The sequence below is a fragment of the Paraburkholderia kururiensis genome, assembly GCF_034424375.1.
Taxonomy (GTDB): Bacteria; Pseudomonadota; Gammaproteobacteria; order Burkholderiales; family Burkholderiaceae; genus Paraburkholderia; species Paraburkholderia kururiensis_A.
On record NZ_CP139965.1, the window covers coordinates 6,219,098 to 6,236,055 of the forward strand.

Consider the following 16,958-nt stretch of genomic DNA (forward strand, 5'->3'; position numbering starts at 1 on the left):
TCTCACGGAAATCGCGACAGGCGCGGTGGCACGGCACCGAACGCAACGCGACGCGATCCAGCGCAGGTCATGGCACGGCACGATGGTCCGAAATGACCGATGTCCGATATGACCCATACCCACTGAATGTGCGCAATCGCCGTGCGTGGCTCGATGGGTGTCTCACGATGCACAGGGCCAGAATAGCGAGTACACCTTAGCGGACGCTTAGCCGTTGCACGCGGAGAAGAAGGCGGGAAAGAGCGCGCCAAAGGCAATACGTTGCCGAACGGGGACACGCGGTGCCCCACTGTCATGGGGTCAAGTCGTCGTAACCGGTTCGACCGCGCGCAGGCCGCTCAGTTTGACCGACAGTCCACCTTGCGGCGAAACGTTGCCGAGCGAAAGCGTAGCGTGATGGCGGCCCGCAATGCGCGCCACGATGGCAAGGCCCAGTCCGCTGCCCTGCCCTCCGGCATGCTCGCCGCGATAGAAGCGGTCCAGCACGCGGCCACGTTCGCTCTCGGGAATGCCGGGGCCTGTGTCGGCCACTTCCAGCGTCAGCTGGTCCCTGTCGTGACTCAAGATCACGTCCACTCGACCGCCCGGCGGCGTGTAGCGAATCGCGTTGTCCACGAGGTTGGACAGCAGCACGCCCAGCGAATGGGGCTCGGCAAGCGCCATGCAGGCATCGTCGTCCGCGGCCGCGCCGTCACGCGACACGACGAGGCCCAGATCGATCGACTTCACCTCGGCGAGCAACGAGAAATCACCTACCGTCTGCTCGCAGAGCCGCCGCACGCTCACGGGCTTCATGGGCGCGGATTGCTGCGCATCCTCGCGCGCGAGCGTGAGCAGTTGATGCACGAGATGGATGATGCGATTGAGCCGCCCTTCCACGCGTTCGATGGTGGCCGCATCGCCCTTCAGCGTGCCGTCGCGCACGGCGCCCTGAAGCTGCAGCTTGAGCGCCGTGAGCGGCGAACGCAGTTCGTGCGCGGCGTCCGCGACGAACGTGCGCTGCGCCTGCAGGGCCACGTTGAGCCGATGCAGCAGGTCGTTGACCGCTTCGACGAGCGGCCGGATTTCGACCGGCACGTCGCGGCCGTCGAGTTGCAGCGGTTGCAGCGAATCGATGGAGCGTGTGGCGAGCGCGCGAGAGAGCCGGCCGATGGGCGCGAGTCCGCGTGCCACGGCGAACAGCACGAGCGCGATGGTGGGCGGGATCAGCACGCCGAGCGGCCACAGCGTACGCAGCGCGAGCCTCAGGGCGAGGTCTTCGCGCACGTCGATGGGCTGGGCGACCTGCACGAAGCGCCCCGGCTGCTGCACACCGAACACGCGCCAATGGTGCTCGGCGTGCTCGACGGTTCGCAGTCCTTCGGGATATCGCGAGAGCGCCGGCGCGGACGACGAACGGTAGACGAGCTGGCCTGCGTCATCCCAGATGCCGATGACAATGCGCTCGTCGCCGATATTGCCGAAGGCCTGCCCGCCGCTGTGGCCTGCGCCGGCAGTGGCGAGATTCGAGGGCAGCGAGATCGCCACCACACGCAGCTCGTAGTCGAAGAGTTCGCTCGCCTCATGCTTCGCGCTGTGGAAGATGCCGGCGCCCGCGGCGAGCGCCGCGGCGGCAAGACCGAAGATGAGCCAGCCCAGCAGCCAGCGACGGATGGATCTCATTCGCAGCGCTTCAGCCGGTAGCCCACGCCGCGCACGGTCACGATCTGCTCGGCGCCGATCTTGCGGCGCAAGCTGTGCACGTGCACTTCGATCGTATTGCTGCCCACTTCCTCGCCCCATCCGTAAAGCTTCTCTTCGAGTTCCGCGCGCGTGAACACGCGCGACGGTTCTTCGATCAGCACCTGCAGCAGCGCGAATTCGCGCGGCACGAGCGCTACCGGCTCGCCGTTCTTCGTCGCCTCGTGCGCGGCGGGATCGAGCGTCAGGTCGCCATGCGCGTACACGGGCTGCTTTTGCCCCGTGCGGCGCCTCAGCAGCGCGCGCACGCGGGCGGCCAGTTCGTCGAGATCGAACGGCTTGATGAGATAGTCGTCCGCACCGGCGTCGAGACCGCGAATGCGGTCCTCCACGGCGTCGCGCGCGGTGAGGATGATGACGGGCGCCGCGCCGCCGCGATTGCGGTAGCCGCGCAGCACCTCGATGCCGTCCTTCTTCGGCAGACCCAGATCGAGCAGCACCAGGTCGTAGACGCCGTTGCCAAGCGACAGCTCGGCCGCACGGCCGTCCTGCGCCCAGTCGATGGCATAGCCTGCGCGGCGCATGGCCTCCAGCACCGGTTCGGCAATCATGTCGTCGTCTTCCACCAGCAAAAGCCGCATTCCCCTTCCCTCTCCTTTGCGCTACCCAGCATTGAACCCGGCCATTGTGGCGAGCGGCAGCTTAACGCGTGCTTAAGAATTCCTTAAGTACCGAACTCTCGGCGAGCTCTTTCATCAGAGGATTAAGTAACGGTTAGGTTAATCGGTTACTTCGTAAAAATGCACGCTTCGTGCAGCACGCCATTCCTTCGGAGAAAAATTCGATGCCTCGAAACACTTGATTACACGTTCTCCGCAAATTATGCGTTTAGAATAACGCCCGATCCGGCGCCGTTTAACACGGGGGTACGCGCGCCGGCACGCAGAGGCGGCGCACCACCTGGAAGGCGCGTCGCCTCTTGTGTAATCGCTGCTTCGTACTGCGTAGCCGGTCGGCTCGCGGGCAGGCGCCGCCGAGACAGGCGCCCTTGAGCCGCATGACGTCCATCACCCCGATATAACCTCAATCGACGGACATCCACGCAGTATGGCCAACGTTTCACAATCACCCGACTCGCTCGCAGTCGCGGAACGTGTGCGCGAACTGATGAGTCGCCACGGCATCGGCAAGCGCCATCAAACCACCGAGTTGTGCCGCATTCTCGATCTGAGTTTTTCGCAGGGGCACCGCAAGCTGCGCGGCAATAGCCCCTGGACGCTTTCGCAAATCAAGAAAGTGGCCGAGGCATTCGGCGAGCCCGCGGCGCAGTTGTTCGGCGCACAGTCGCTCGACCCCGGCATGGTGGGGGCCGTCGCACACGAAGCCGTGTTCGCCGTGGCCGCCATCGAAATGCCCTGCACGGCGTGGGTGGGCGCGCCCATCGAGCCCGGCAGCCGGCCCGAATTCATCGCGTACTCGAGGCAGGGGCAGTGGCGCGTGGTGCGCCACGACGGCGCGCTCTATCAGAACGCGCACGAAGTCCACAAGATCGAGATCTACCCGCGGCGGCCCGAGAACGACCGGCCGCTCATCGCCGTGGTGGACGACGACCGCACCTCCGCCGACAACCTGCGCGACTACCTCGAACACAACGGCTTTGCGGCGCTCGCGCTGTACGGCCTCACCGCGTTTTCCGAAGCGCTGCAAACCCAGGTCTTCGACGGCGTGGTGATCGACTGGCTGTTCGGCACGCAGACCTCGGCCGAGGCGATCCGCGCCGTGCGTGCCTCCGAAAATCCCGACGCGCCGATCCTCGTGCTGACAGGCGAGCTGCTGACGGGCAAGGCGAGCGAATCGGAGATCGGCGAAATCATTCGCGCCTACGACGTGGCCTGCCACGAGAAGCCAGCGCGCATGGCGATCATCGCGGCAGACCTCTCGAAGCGGCTCAATCGCGGCTGAGGCTTCCGCCTAGCGCTGGGCCCGGGCGAGACCCGGCCGCGAGCGGCCGGCCGCCAGTGCCCGCTGGAGCGCAGCGCGCAGCACGTCGTAGTGGACGGGCTTGGTGAGGCTGTCGAAGAACCGCGCCGAGAACGGCTCGCCGCCAGTGCCGACGTCGGGTGACTCGAGGTCGGACATGTAGGCACTCACGGCGATCACGCGCGGCAGGCCGCCGGGGTAGGCGCCCGTGCCGGCGCGCACGTCGAGGTCGGCCATCAGCGAATAGCCGTCGCGGCCGGGCATGTGCAGATCGAGCAGCACCACGTCGCAGCGCTGGCTGTCGAGCCACGCCAGGGCCTCGTCGACGTCGGCCGCCGCGTGCGCGCTGTAGCCCATGTGCGCCACCATCTCGCAGAGCGACTCGCGCACGAGCGGGTTGTCGTCCACCACCAGCACCTGCGGCGGCGCGGCGTTGCGCGCATCCGTCGCGGCATGTGCGGCAGGCGTGCCGGGCACGGACCGCACCGGCACCGTCACCGTGAACGTCGTGCCCTGGCCGAGGCGGCTGTCGGTTTCGATCGTGCCGCCGAACAGATCCACCAGCCCCTTCACGATGGCGAGCCCCATGCCCGCGCCTTCGAAGCGCCGCGAGCGCGAGGCGTCGAGCTGCGTGAATTCCTTGAAGATCTGCGGAATCTGGGCCTGCGGCACGCCGGGGCCCGTATCGCGCACCACGATGGAGAGCACGTCGGGCAGCATCACGAACTCGAGACGAACCGAGCCGCGCTCCGTGTAGCGGATGGCGTTCGTGACGAGGTTGTTCGCGATCTGCCGGATGCGGTGCGGGTCCGACACCACGCGCCCTTCGCCGCCGCGTTCGGCGCGCACGGCACAGTCGAACACGAGCCCCTTCGCGCTGGCCGCCGCCTCATGCTGATCGGCAATCGAAGCAAGCAGTTCGCGCGGGTCGAACTCCTCGTCGCGCAACTCCAGCTTGCCGGCGCCGAGCCGCGCGTAGTCGGTCAGGTCCTTCATCTGCGTTTCGAGCTGACGCGCCGCGATCTCGAGCCTGCGGATCACCTTGCCGTCCGCCTCCGAATGCGGCGTGAGGCCAAGCAGTTCGATCGACGACACGATGGCGTGCAGCGGCGTGCGCAGTTCGTGGCTGATCATGCCGAGAAACGCGTCTTTGGCGAGGCTCGCCTCGCGCGCGGCACGGCTCGCGTCGTGCTCCGCGGCGAGCAACGCCTTTTGCTGATTGATGAGCCGCGTGCGCCGGAACCCGTTGAATACGAGCAGCACGGTGGCCGCCGCCGAAAGCAGCAGCAGGCCGACGCCGGCGGCAAACAGCATGCGCCGCTTCGCGAGGAAGTCGCGGCTCATGGCCTCGCGGTCTTCCACGTCGGCGAAACGCCGGCTGAGCGCCAGCTCATTGACGTCGTTCCAATGGCTGTGCAGCGCCGCGAACACCTGACCCGCCACGTCGGGTTCGGTCTCGAGGGCCGCGATCTGTGGATCGATCTGGGCCACGAGCGCGTCGAGCGTCGCCAGCTCCGCCTGCTGGCGACGCTGCAAGTCCGGCTGCGACGCAAGGTTGCGCGTGGACCCGGCCAGCACGCGCAGCTTCGACTGCAGCACGGCATAGCGCAGTTGCAGCTTCGCGTAATCGCGATTGGCGCCGAAGCGGTATTGCAGCAGTTGGTTCTCCAGCCGGGCGTAGGCGATCTGCAATTGCGCGGCGTCCCAGTAATAGCCGTCGTAGGCGCCCGTGATGCGCTGCGTGGCGCGCGAATCGAGCAGATTGGCGTACAGCAGGTAGCCCACCGCCGCGATGGGCGGCACGATCGCCACGAGCCACACGAGCACGAGGACGAAGCGGCGCAGTGGACGGCGCATCACTTGACGACGATCGACTTGATCTGCCACGCGAACTTCGAGTCGCCGCCCGGGCCGCCCAGCTCGGACGGGAACGTATCGCGCGGATAGATCAGAAAGAGCGGCCCGAAGTCGCTCATCTTCAGACGCTGGCCGTTCATGCTGTACGCGAGCACGACGCTGTAGCGCCCGGCGTCGGCTACGGGAACGATGCAGGTGTAGTCGTCGAAGGTATGGATTTCGAGCTGGGTGCCCTGCGCGCCCACCGTCTTCAGGACGTCCGAGAGCAAGGGGCCGGTGAACGTGGAGCGCGGCGTCCAGGTGGTGGACGTGGTGATGGAATGCGCCGGCAGCGCGAGCAGTTGCGCTTCGCTGAAGTGATAGACGGTGTGCGTGGCGTCGTTCGTGTTGGCGATCTTGCCTTTCACGTCGAGCGAGAGCGTGACCGCGAGCGCATGCGTCGCGATCAGCGAGGCCGCGCACATGAGCGCGGCCCGCATTCCCCATAGCCCCCGCGGCCGCCCGGCCGTACGCGAGGCCGAAGCCTGGTCTTCGTGCATTGCTTTAATGCCCTGTTATTCGTCCGCTTTGATCTGCGCTGCGCTTGCCGTGCCGCCGGCTGCGCCGGGGAGCGTCTTCACGCAGGCCCATGCATAATATCGTCAAATTCCACCCTGGCACGACGCCGCGCCCGCAGCCGCCGGGTCCGGCGCTCCGTCACGACATGAACAAGCCGATTCTTCCGCTCACGTACGAACAGCTCGGTCAATGGATCGAGTCGCTGCAACCGGCGCTGCGCGCAGAAAACTTCGCGGTGGTGGTGGGCATTCTGCGGGGCGGCGCTCCCCTCGCGCTGATGGCCTCGCATGTCACCGGCGCGCCGGTGGCGTTCCTGCGCTACGACCGCGCGACGCGCGCAGTCACGTGGGACTCGACGTTGCCGCTACCCGAACCCGGCTCGCGTGTGCTGCTGTGCGAGGACATTGCCGGCCTCGGCTTCACGCTGACCGACTGCATCGCGTTTCTGCGCGAGCACGGCCTCACGGTACGCACGCTCACAGGCGCCTACGACGACCTGAGCCGTCTGCGCCCCGACTATTCGATCGACGCCGACAGCTTCTTCACGCTCTTTCCGCAGGAACGCGAGAGCTACACGCAGCGCTACCGGTCCAGCTGGTCGCGCGAAGGCGCGGGAGCGGACGCGCTCATCGCGACCGACCGCGAATACGCCACCTACGCCATCGACCTCGACGGCATCGTGCCGCCCGACGTGCCGCTCGCCGCCGAAGACGATTTCGACGCCACACTGGAGGAGCGCGAGGCGCTGCAGCCGTTCCGCAAGTTTTCGGGCGTGGACATCCGCCGCGTGCGGGCGGTCGTGACCGAACGTGCCGAAGCCGAGCGGGCGCGCGTGCAGAAGTGGCTGGAACGCGAGGGCTTCAACGGCGTGGAGCTGATCATGCGCGAGGCCGGCCCGCACGACGCTTCTCCTTCAGCGCAGGCCGCGCACAAGGCCGAGGCCGCGCAGCGCTGCGGCGTGACCTACTTCGTGGAAGGCGATCCGCTTGAAGCCATCCTCATCGCCCAGCAGGCGCCGCTGCTTCAGGTGGTCTGGTGGAACGCGCACACGCAGAGCGGCACGCTGATCGGGGCGTCGGCCTGGCGCTAGGCGCTGAACGCCGGCCTGGCGTCAGGCGGCCCACGCCGGACACGCTGCTTCATTCCGGCGCGCGCAGATGCCGCGCGGCACGCTGCGAAGCCACGAGAATCAGCTTCATGGTGGCCCGCGTCGCGCCCACGAAGAGCTTGCGCGCGACGCGCTCGTCGAGCGTGTCGAAATCGATTTCCGTGAAGATCACGCAAGGCGCAGCCTGCCCCTTGAAGCGGTAGATCGACTCCAGCAGCACGTCGCCCTCGCGGTATTCGGGGTTGCCGAACAGATCGTATTTGCCCGTGAAGCTGCGCAGCCGGTGCGGACCGAGATGGTCGAGCGCCGTGAGCGCCGAACCCTCGCGGCCGCGAAACGACAGCACCACGATGTCCTGCCGGCGAAAGCCGAGCCCGAGCGCCTGCGTGATGGCGCGCTTGGTGGCGTCCACGATGCCTTCGGCCGCCTGCGGACCGTCGTGATGTTCGTAGATGGAGACCGCAACGTCGGACCCGTCGAACGGGCTGCCGGCCACGAGGCGCGCCGCGTCCTGCGACACCGGCCCCGCCACGTCGCGCACGTAGTCGAGAATGTCGCGCGGGCTGCGGTAATTCGTCGATTCGCGCAGCACGGTCCAGCCGTCGAGCGTCACGCTCTCGCGCATATAGAGGTTCTGCAGCGGGTCTTCGAGCCACCACCACGCGGCGCCCGGCCGCAACAGCCGTTCGAGCGCCGCCACCCAGGGCTGCATGAAGTCCTGGCCTTCGTCGACGATCAACACGTCGAACTGCCAGCGGGCGTCGATGGCCGTCTGCGCAAAGATCTGCTCGAGCTGATCGAAGACGTCGGGGCGGCCGAAATCGGGCGCGCGGCCCGCGTCGCGCGCAATCCAGTCGCACAACTGGTGATAGTTGGCCACCTTCACGCCGGGCGGCGCCACGCGCGCGATGTGGTCCGCGAGCGGCCGGTTGAAGCACACGTAGAGCACGCGTTGACCGCGCGCTACGGCGTCGTTCATCACCTGCACCGCCAGTTGCGTCTTGCCGGAGCCGGCCGTGCCGATCACGCGCAGCCGGAACGGCGAGAATTCGAGCCGCCGCGCCCAGGTGGCGAGCCCGCCCGCGAGGCGCGTGACGAGCGTGCCGGCCGCGCCCACGAGCGCGCTCGCGTCGGGCGTAAGCGCAAGCTCGTCGGCGAGGAAATGGTGGATCTTCGCGGCGCACGGCAGGCGCGGCTCGTCGGCGGGCAGCGCTTCGCGCACGATGGCGGCGAGCCGGTCCTTGCGCGTGGCATCGACGATGCGCGCGGGATTCACGCCCGCAATCGCGGCGTTCCTCACGACGTGATCGGGGCAATACAGCAGTTCTTCGATGAAATACGTGCCGGCGCCGAACGCCGCGGTAAAGCGCCGATGCAGCCCTTCGATGGTGCGCGCAAGCGCAATGGCCACGTTGCGCTCGGTCTGCAGGTGGACCTTCACGAGCCCCTTCGGCGTTTCGCGCAGAAAGCCCGTCTTCTGCTCGACGATCATCACGCGCCCTGCCGGACTCACGATCACGAAGTCCGCCTCGCCGAACACCGAGAAGTTCTGGTTGAGCCGCGTCCAGTGCACGCCGTGATAGACGGTGTAGTCGGCCGGCAGCGCTTCTTCGAAAAGCGCGAGCGTTTCGCGCTCGCGCGCGGCCGCGCCGGTGGCGGCCAGATGCTTCCAGTCGTCGGGGACAATGCGGGCCATGCGGCGCCTCGTCGTGGTCGGTTGTGGACAGGGGATGACTGTGGCTAGCGAAATTGCGGCTGCCGGTATTTTACGCACGCCGCCTCGCGTCGGCCGCTAGCCTCTAGCCTCCCGCTGTGCGCCGGTACACGGTGGTCCACGGCGGCCGGCATGCCGCAGGCCGTCTTGCGGATCGTGTATCGTTACTGGTTCATCGCGCGCGCCATGCGTGCGCCGTCTGCCTGCAAGCCTATTGAAGGAGAACCGGCCGGATGATCACGATCTGGGGACGCGCCAACTCGGCGAACGTGCAGAAGCTTTTGTGGTGCTGCGACGAACTCGTGCTGCCATACGAGCGCATCGATGCGGGCATGCAGTTCGGCCGCACTCACGACGCCGACTATCTCGCGCTGAATCCGAACGCCCGCGTGCCGACGCTCGTCGACGGCGACTTCGTGCTGTGGGAATCGAACTCGATCCTGCGCTACCTCGTCATGCAATACGGCGCGTCCAGCCAGCTCTATCCGGCCGACCCGAAGGTGCGCGCGAGCATCGACCGCTGGCTCGACTGGTCGCTTTCCACGCTCGCGCCCACCGAGCGCCCGCTTTTCATGGCGCTGGTGCGCACGCCGCAGGACAAGCGCGATGCCGCCGCCATCGAGGCCGACCGGCAAGCCGCCGCGGCGCTGTGGACGATCGTCGATCGCCATCTGCAAGGGCGCTTCTTCCTGGAAAACGACAGGTTCACGCTGGCCGACATCGTGATCGGCACCTTCGCGAAGCGCTGGTTCGGTCTGGAAGGCATCGAGCGGCCGTCGCTGCCGAATCTCGAACGCTGGTATTCGCGGCTCGCCACGCGGCAGGGCTTCAAGAAGTACATCGATCTGCCGCTCACTTGAGCGCGCCCGGGCTCACACCTTTTCCCACGACATGACGTTGAACATCGCCGCAACGCTCGACGCGGCTCACCAGCACTTCGTCGCCGGCCGCCTCGACGAGGCGCGCCGTCTGCTGGAAGAAGCCGTCGCTCAGGCGCCCGACCACGGCGAGGCACTGGAAGGTCTTGCTCACGTCGCCGCCCGGCAAGGCGACTACGCGCGCGCCGCGGACTGCGCCACGCGCTTGCTGCAAAGCCGCGCCGAAGGAGCGGTTTCGCACGAGCAGTATTTTTGGGCCGCGCAGCTCTGCCAGCTCGCGCAGCGGCACGGCGAGGCGATCGACCTCTTCGAGCGCTGTCTTGCGCGGGCCCCTGATCATCCGGCTGTGCTGCATGGACTCGCGATGTCGCTCGTACAGAACGGCGAGCACGAACGTGCGCTGGCAACCCTCGACCGTCTGAGCGCGCGCCATCCGCAGCTCCACGAAGCGCATTACAACCGGGGCAAGCTCCTCGGCACGCTGGGCCGCTACGACGACGAAATGGCGGCCTACCGGCGCGCCATCGCCATCAAGCCGAACTTCACGCCGGCCTACGTGAACCTGGGCGTCGCCCTGCGCGATCTGCACCGCTTCGACGAAGCGCTCGCCCAGTTTCGCCAGGCGCTCGCCATCGACCCCAACGACGTCGGAGCGCGTACGAATCGCGCCCAGACCAACCTGCTGCTCGGCGAGTTCGAGCACGGCTGGCGCGAATACGAATGGCGCTGGCGCGACGGCACCGCCACGCACGGCTTTCCCGACGCCACTTTGTGGAAAGGCCCGAAAGCGCAGCCACCGGCGGGCCGGACGCTGTTCGTGCATCACGAGCAGGGCCTTGGCGACACGCTGCAATTCGTCCGCTACGTCGACCTGCTGGCCGAAGCCGGCGCGCGCGTCGTCATGCGGGTCCAGGACGCCCTGCTGCCGCTCCTGCGCGACTATCCGGGCACCGTGGGAGTAATCGGCGAACACGACCCGGTACCGGCATTCGACTGGCACTGTCCGTTGCTCAGCCTGCCCTTCGCGTTCGGCACGCGCGCCGCCGGCATTCCGGCGAAGGTGCCGTACCTGACCGCAGATGCCGCCCGGCTCGCGCAATGGCACGACGTCATGGCCGCGGCAGGCAAGCGGCCGCGCGTGGGCATTGCATGGTCGGGCAGCCGCACGCACGTGAACGACGTGAACCGTTCGATGCGCGTCGCCCAGCTCGCGCCGCTCTTCGATGCGCCCATGTGCTTCGTCTCGCTGCAAAAAGACGTGCGCGATGAAGACCGGGCCCACCTTGCCGAAACGCCGGCGCTGCTCGACGTTTCGCACCGGCTCGACACGTACGCCGATACGGCGGCACTCGTGGCACAGCTCGATCTCGTCATCAGCGTGGATACGTCGGTCGCCCATCTCGCCGGCGCGCTCGGCAAACCTGTGTGGATCGCGCTGCCGTTCACGCCCGACTGGCGCTGGCAACTCGGGCGTACCGACAGCCCCTGGTATGGCCAAGCCAGATTGTTCCGGCAGCCCGTGCGGGGCGACTGGGCTTCGGTGGTGGCGAACCTGCGGAACGCGCTCGACGGTTTCGCGCCAGTGAGCACGCCACGCGAAGCGTGACCAGGCGCAGTGCCGACAAGGCTTGCCGACCGGCGCCCGGCAACGCCCGCCCGTATAATCGCCGCATGAAGATCGCCAAATCCTCGCCCGCCGACCGGAAACCGGCTGCCCGCGCAGCCGGTCACGCGCATGACCCTGACGGCGGCCACCACGACTCGCACGCGGCTGGCGCTTCGCGAGGCGCCTCGCACGCCGCGACGCCGGCCTCGCAGGAAGAAGCGCTCGCCCTCGCCGACGCCTACTGCCGCGAGCGCGGCGAAAAGCTCACGCCGATTCGCCGCAAGGTGCTCGAACTGCTGCTCGCATCGGGCCGCGCCACCAAGGCGTATTCGCTGCTCGACGAAATGCGCGCGATCCATCCGGGCTCCGCGCCGCCCACCGTGTATCGCGCTCTGGACTTTCTGCTCTCGGCAGGCCTCGTGCACCGGATCGAATCGATCAACGCGTTCACGGTGTGCCACGATCTCACGCAGTGCCGGCATGGCGTGCTCGTGGTGTGTCAGCAATGCGGCAACGTGACGGAGTTGCATCAGCCGGCGCTGCGCGCCGCGCTCGTGGCGCAGATCGAGCAGGCGGGCTACCGGCTCGCCAGCGACGACATCGAACTCAAGGGTGTTTGCGCCAGTTGCCAGGCGGCCGAACGCGCGGCCGAAGATTCGCCTCCGGCAAAAACGGTGAAGACGGCGAAAGCGGAAGCGTAGGCCGGCGCCCAGCGATTCTCCGCTTCGCTCGCCCGACCCCGGATGCGGCGCGGGGCGCGATCAGTCGGCGGGTCGACGGAGGGCAGTCGCCCGCGCCTTGGTCCCCTTCGACGTATTCAGCACCACCGCGGCACGGATCAGCGCCTTCAGCGCTTCGGCGTCGATCGCATCGCCCTCGTGGAAATCGATGGCACGCCGCGTGTTCCCATCGAGGCTCGCGTTGAACAGTCCGGTCGGGTCCTCGAGCGATGCGCCTTTTGCGAAGGTCATCTTCACGGCGCGCTTGTAGGTTTCACCCGTACAGATCAGCCCGCCGTGCGACCACACCGGCACGCCGCGCCACTTCCACTCCTCGATCACATCGGGGTCGGCTTCCTTGATCAGCGCTCTCAGCCGCGCCAGCGTTTCGCCGCGCCAGTCGCCCAGTGCCTCGATTCTCGCGTCGATGAGGTCGGAGGGCGATGCGCCTTCCTGCGGGTCGCTCTTTTTCATGTTCTTCGTACCTGGAGGGTCCCGACCCGGCCCGACCCTTCGGCTAAACCCGCGCGTCGATCGACTCGCGCAGCAGCGCGATGAGCTTCTCCGGTTGGGCCGGTTTGGTCATGAAGTGCTGGAATCCTTCGCCGATGCTGCGCAGTCGCCAACTTTCGCCAGTGTGGCCGGTCAGCGCGATCGCGACGGAAGGCGTGTGGTCGCAGCGTATTTCATGGTCGCGCAGGCGTTGAATGAGGTAAAACCCGTCCATGGCGGGCAGGTCGAGGTCGCATACCACGGCGTCGGGCAGCAGCCGGAGCGCCGCCTCCACGCCTTCTTCCGCGTCGGCTACAGCGACGACGCGCGCGCCCTCCGACTCCAGCAACGTTGTCAGCGACTCCCGGCTTTGCGGGTCGTCTTCGACAAGTACGATCGTTGCCTGATCGAGTCCTTGTATTTCCTTCATGTACCTTGTTGCAAAAAGACAGATTCAGGGGCCGCGCACGAGGACGATTCCTCTGCGCGGCGCGCCGTCGCGTCGCGTCGCGTTCTTCCTTCGCAGCTGCGGCGAACGCATGCGCACACGACGGCTTTGGATACCCGCTTTGCAGCGATGTTCCAGGGGACGGATGCAAAATACGTTCCAGTTTTCGCACCGGCCCGCGCAAGGTCTTCGGCGACGTAGCGGTGCGGACGATAGCGCCGCAAAAAGACAGGCTTGTGAAAGGTGATGCGGCCCCGTCAGCAGTGGTTTTCGGCTTTGACGGAAGTCGCGGCCAAGTTTGTGTTCGGGCTTCACGCGGACTCGGCGCCCGGCTGACCGCATCGGCCTTTCGGCCGATGTCTGGCGCGCGCCGGGCAGCGCTATCATGACGAACCCTCCCCTCCTTTTTCCGGACACGACGATGCAGGAACCCGACGCCGCCACCCTCGAAGCGCTGCGCCACGTCAGCACGGCGACGCTCACCACGCAGCTGTTCAAGCGCGGACTGCGCAACACGTTCATGCAGGGCGTGAGCCCGCTCGCCGCGCACGCAGGACCGAATCTCGTCGGGCCGGCCTTCACGCTGCGCAACATTCCGTCGCGCGAAGACATCGACGTGCTCGAGCTGTTCGCCGACCCGGAATACGCCCAGCGCAAATGTGTGGAGACGATTCCCGCCGGCCACGTGCTGGTGCAGGATTGCCGCGGCGAGCGCGCCAGCGCGTCGTTCGGATCGATCCTCACGCTGCGGCTCAAAGTGCGCGGCGTGGCGGGCATGGTGTCGGACGGACCCGTGCGCGACAGCGCCACGATCGCGGAACTGGGTCTACCCGTGTTCTGCGCGGGCGCCAGCGCGCCGCCGAATCTGATCCGGCACCACGCGGTGGACTTCAATGTGCCGATCGGCTGCGGCGGCGTCGCGGTGTTTCCGGGCGACGTGATCGTGGGCGACGCGGACGGCGTCGTCGTGATTCCGCGCGCGATCGCAAGCGAGGTGGCCGCGGCCGCGGCGGAGCAGGAAAGGCTCGAAACGTTCCTCACCGAACGCATTCGCGAGGGCGCGACGCTGCCCGGCACGTATCCGCCCAACGACGTCACGAAGGCCGCCTACGAGGCGTGGAAAAAGACGCACTGAAAGGGCAAGAACCTTCGGCCTGGCGCTTCAGCCCTGCGGCCCCACGCCGTGCAGGAGCACGGCAACGGCGTGCCGGGCGATGTCCTGTGCGTCGACCTTGCGACGCGGCGGCAAGTCCCGCCATTGCTTCGACGTGGCAAACGGCAGCACGGTCAGCCCGAGCAGCGTCAGGAATACAAGCGACGGTTCCAGCGCGCGATTGAGCCGCCCTTCGCGCTGCCAGCGCCGGATCGCGACGAGCGCCGCCTTGCGGTTCGCGTCGCCGAAGCGCTCGTGCATACGCTGGCGCAGCACGCCGCCTTCGCTGATCACCTCACGCACCCAGAGCGGCGGAAACCACGGGTTCTCGTCGGCGACTTTGACGAAGAGCAGCGTGAGGTCGGTGAGCGCGGCCACGGGATCGTCCGGATGGTTGCGAAACGGCTCGCCGAACTGCGCGCGAAGCGGCACGAACCGTTCGTCGATCAGCACGTCGATCAACTGGTCGCGCGTGTTGAAGTAGTAATGGACCATCGCGGGCGTCACGCCGGCCTCGCGGGCAATGGCACCCAGCGTGGTTTCGAGGATGCCCTGCCGCGCGAACAGCCCGAGCGCCACTTCGAGCAGCTTCTCGCGCTGCTGCGGCCCCCGTGCGCTGCCCGACGGCCGGCCGGGCCGACGCGGCAGGTCGCCGCCCACGCTCTTGCGGCCGCGCGGCGCAGAGGCCTTGCCGCCATCGCCCCCGTCGTGGGCATCGCTCCTGACGGCCGCGCCCGGTGCGCGGTTTCTCACGTGCGGCGCGGTTTGCGCGCTTCCTGCTGGATCCTGTTTCGGTTCTGACATGCTGAATCTGGAATGGCGGCGCATTGGGCAGCGGTTACCGGCTTGGTTCGTCGCGCCCAGCACGGCGATACGGTGCACCCGGCGAATTTACGCAGCGTAACAGACTCCCGTCTTGATACCGCTCGATCCCGCTTGATTCCGCTTGATTCCGCTTGATTCCGCTTGATCCCGTTTGACGCTGGCGCTCATCCGCAATATATTAATCTCTGCGTTAATTAATTCAAAGCCAGACACTGTCCATGGAACTGCAAACCTCCGCACAAAGCGAAGGGCATCGTGAAGGCGCGGTGGGCGGCACCGGCGCGCAAGTCCCCGCCCAGGGGCATCCGCCCATCCGCCTGCTGTTTCCCGCGCTGCTGCTCGTCATGCTGCTCGCCGCGCTCGACCAGACCATCGTTTCCACGGCGCTGCCCACCATCGTGGGCGAACTGGGCGGGCTCGACCAGCTTTCGTGGGTCGTCACCGCCTACCTGCTCACGTCCACCATCGTCGTGCCGCTCTACGGCAAGCTGGGCGACCTGTTCGGCCGCAAGATCGTGCTGCAGGCGGCCATCGCGCTCTTCCTCGCGGGCTCGGTGCTCTGCGGGGTCGCGCAGAACATGCCGCAGTTGATCGTGCTGCGCGCGCTGCAAGGACTGGGCGGCGGCGGCCTGCTCGTCATCACCATGGCCGCGGTCGGCGACGTGGTGCCGCCCGCCGAGCGCGGCCGCTACCAGGGGCTCTTCGGCGGCGTGTTCGGCCTCGCGACGGTGGTCGGTCCGCTGCTGGGCGGCTTTCTCGTCGAGCATCTGTCGTGGCGGTGGATCTTCTACATCAACGTGCCCCTCGGCGCCATCGCGCTCGTCGTGATCGGCGCTGTGTTCAAGCCACGCACCGCGCACGTGAAACACCAGATCGACTACATGGGTGCCGCGTTCCTGGCCGGCGCGCTCACGTGCATCATCCTCTTCACGAGCGAAGGCGGTTCGGTGCTGCCGTGGACGTCGGCGCAACTGTGGCTCACGCTCGTGCTCGGCATCGTCTGCATCGCGGGCTTCATCCACGAACAAATGCACGCGGCCGAGCCCATCATGCCGCTCGAACTCTTTCGCGAACGCACGTTCCTGCTGGCGAGCCTGATCGGCTTCGTGGTCGGCGTATCGATGTTCGGCTGCGTCACGTTCCTGCCGCTCTACCTGCAGGTCGTGAAAGGCTCCACGCCGTCGCAGGCCGGCGTGCAGATGCTGCCCATGATGGGCGGCCTGCTCGTGATGTCGATCGTGGTGGGCCGGCTCATCAGCCGCATCGGGCGCTACCGGATCTTCCCGATCGTGGGGTCGCTGCTCGTGGGCGTCGCGATGGTGTTGCTCTCCACGCTGAAGATCGAAACGCCGATTCGCGTGATGTACCTCTACATGGGCCTGCTCGGCTGCGGCCTCGGCATGATCATGCAGGTGCTGATTCTCGCCGTGCAGAACACAGTGGCGTTCCGGCACCTCGGCGTGGCCACGTCGGGCGCGACGCTGTTCCGGTCGATTGGCGGCTCCGTGGGTGTAGCGGCATTCGGCGCCGTGTTTTCGCACGGCCTCGAAGCGCGGCTCGAAAAAGTCCTGCCGCCCGACACCGGCCTGCCGCAAGGGCTCACGCCCACCGCCATCCAGCATCTGCCCGCGGCGCTCCACGACGACTACCTGCAGGCGTTCGCGGGCGCGCTGCATACGGTCTATGTCTCGGCCGCCGTGGTGGTGGTGCTGGCGTTTGCGCTCTCGTGGCTGTTGCAGGACGTGCCGCTGCGCGAGCATCACTGACATGCGCGACGGGCCGGGCGCCCGTCCGGCCCGTCGCGCATCGCCCGGAATAAGCGGCACTTCGGCCCTCTGCTCTCTTCTTTGATGCGCCGCGTCCGCTGCTAGTCTGGTTGCCTACCCCGACTCTCGATCGCCGCGGCCGGCGCACAACGCGCCGGGCGCGAACTGACGGAC

Annotated in this window: 15 protein-coding genes; 7 read left to right on the forward strand and 8 right to left on the reverse strand. The window is 67.3% G+C overall.

The window, feature by feature from the left end; genetic code table 11:
• Nucleotides 1–300: 300 nt before the first annotated feature.
• Together U0042_RS27835 and U0042_RS27840 are read right to left on the reverse strand one after the other, a co-directional pair.
• Nucleotides 301–1,662 carry an ATP-binding protein gene (locus tag U0042_RS27835; RefSeq protein WP_114812641.1) on the reverse strand — a complete coding sequence of 454 codons (1,362 nt, stop codon included), beginning with the start codon at nucleotides 1,660–1,662 and terminating at the stop codon, nucleotides 301–303.
• Nucleotides 1,659–2,321, reverse strand: coding sequence for a response regulator (locus U0042_RS27840; RefSeq protein WP_114812643.1), 663 nt, complete (start codon nucleotides 2,319–2,321; stop codon nucleotides 1,659–1,661). Before U0042_RS27840 ends, U0042_RS27835 begins: the two co-directional genes overlap by 4 nt.
• Nucleotides 2,322–2,787: 466 nt before the next feature.
• Here U0042_RS27840 and U0042_RS27845 point away from each other — a divergent pair, with 466 nt between their 5' ends.
• Nucleotides 2,788–3,642: a helix-turn-helix domain-containing protein gene (locus U0042_RS27845; protein WP_114812645.1), complete on the forward strand. Its 855-nt coding sequence runs from the start codon at nucleotides 2,788–2,790 to the stop codon at nucleotides 3,640–3,642.
• A gap of 9 nt (nucleotides 3,643–3,651) precedes the next feature.
• Here the strand turns inward: U0042_RS27845 and U0042_RS27850 are convergent, their stop codons facing one another.
• A complete protein-coding gene (locus U0042_RS27850) occupies nucleotides 3,652–5,517 on the reverse strand; it encodes an ATP-binding protein (RefSeq protein WP_114812781.1) in 1,866 nt (621 codons plus the stop codon).
• Nucleotides 5,517–5,996, reverse strand: a complete 480-nt coding sequence (locus U0042_RS27855) for a molybdopterin-dependent oxidoreductase (protein ID WP_198665360.1) — start codon at nucleotides 5,994–5,996, stop codon at nucleotides 5,517–5,519. The genes U0042_RS27850 and U0042_RS27855 overlap by 1 nt, the downstream gene beginning before the upstream one ends.
• A 224-nt stretch (nucleotides 5,997–6,220) precedes the next feature.
• On the opposite strand from U0042_RS27855, the gene U0042_RS27860 reads away from it, so the two are divergent.
• On the forward strand, nucleotides 6,221–7,165 hold the full coding sequence (locus tag U0042_RS27860) for a phosphoribosyltransferase (RefSeq protein ID WP_114812783.1): 945 nt from the start codon (nucleotides 6,221–6,223) through the stop codon (nucleotides 7,163–7,165).
• Nucleotides 7,166–7,214: 49 nt separating this feature from the next.
• Here the strand turns inward: U0042_RS27860 and U0042_RS27865 are convergent, their stop codons facing one another.
• Complete coding sequence (locus U0042_RS27865; protein WP_114812649.1) at nucleotides 7,215–8,879, reverse strand: ATP-binding domain-containing protein; 1,665 nt, start codon at nucleotides 8,877–8,879, stop codon at nucleotides 7,215–7,217.
• Between the two features lie 251 nt (nucleotides 8,880–9,130).
• Here U0042_RS27865 and U0042_RS27870 point away from each other — a divergent pair, with 251 nt between their 5' ends.
• From U0042_RS27870 to U0042_RS27880, 3 genes are all read left to right on the forward strand, one after another.
• Entirely contained in the window at nucleotides 9,131–9,757 is a 627-nt protein-coding gene (locus U0042_RS27870) for a glutathione S-transferase family protein (RefSeq protein WP_114812651.1), read from the forward strand.
• Between the two features lie 31 nt (nucleotides 9,758–9,788).
• Nucleotides 9,789–11,381 (forward strand): tetratricopeptide repeat protein, encoded by a 1,593-nt coding sequence (locus U0042_RS27875; RefSeq protein WP_114812653.1) that lies wholly within the window; start codon nucleotides 9,789–9,791, stop codon nucleotides 11,379–11,381.
• Nucleotides 11,382–11,446: 65 nt separating this feature from the next.
• A complete protein-coding gene (locus tag U0042_RS27880; protein ID WP_114812655.1) occupies nucleotides 11,447–12,082 on the forward strand; it encodes a Fur family transcriptional regulator in 636 nt (211 codons plus the stop codon).
• A gap of 60 nt (nucleotides 12,083–12,142) precedes the next feature.
• On the opposite strand, the gene U0042_RS27885 is transcribed toward U0042_RS27880, so the two are convergent.
• Nucleotides 12,143–12,574, reverse strand: coding sequence for a DUF1801 domain-containing protein (locus U0042_RS27885; protein ID WP_114812657.1), 432 nt, complete (start codon nucleotides 12,572–12,574; stop codon nucleotides 12,143–12,145).
• 43 nt (nucleotides 12,575–12,617) lie between these two features.
• Nucleotides 12,618–13,022 carry a response regulator gene (locus U0042_RS27890; RefSeq protein ID WP_114812659.1) on the reverse strand — a complete coding sequence of 135 codons (405 nt, stop codon included), beginning with the start codon at nucleotides 13,020–13,022 and terminating at the stop codon, nucleotides 12,618–12,620.
• 403 nt (nucleotides 13,023–13,425) lie between these two features.
• Between U0042_RS27890 and U0042_RS27895 the strand changes: the two genes are divergently transcribed.
• Nucleotides 13,426–14,175 (forward strand): ribonuclease activity regulator RraA, encoded by a 750-nt coding sequence (locus U0042_RS27895; protein ID WP_232833466.1) that lies wholly within the window; start codon nucleotides 13,426–13,428, stop codon nucleotides 14,173–14,175.
• A gap of 27 nt (nucleotides 14,176–14,202) precedes the next feature.
• Here U0042_RS27895 and U0042_RS27900 read toward each other — a convergent pair whose 3' ends face one another.
• Nucleotides 14,203–14,946: a TetR/AcrR family transcriptional regulator gene (locus U0042_RS27900; protein ID WP_419150475.1), complete on the reverse strand. Its 744-nt coding sequence runs from the start codon at nucleotides 14,944–14,946 to the stop codon at nucleotides 14,203–14,205.
• A gap of 290 nt (nucleotides 14,947–15,236) precedes the next feature.
• On the opposite strand from U0042_RS27900, the gene U0042_RS27905 reads away from it, so the two are divergent.
• The gene (locus tag U0042_RS27905) at nucleotides 15,237–16,784 is read left to right on the forward strand and encodes an MDR family MFS transporter (protein ID WP_232833467.1); all 1,548 of its coding nucleotides are present in this window, start codon (nucleotides 15,237–15,239) and stop codon (nucleotides 16,782–16,784) included.
• The last annotated feature ends 174 nt before the right edge of the window (nucleotides 16,785–16,958 follow it).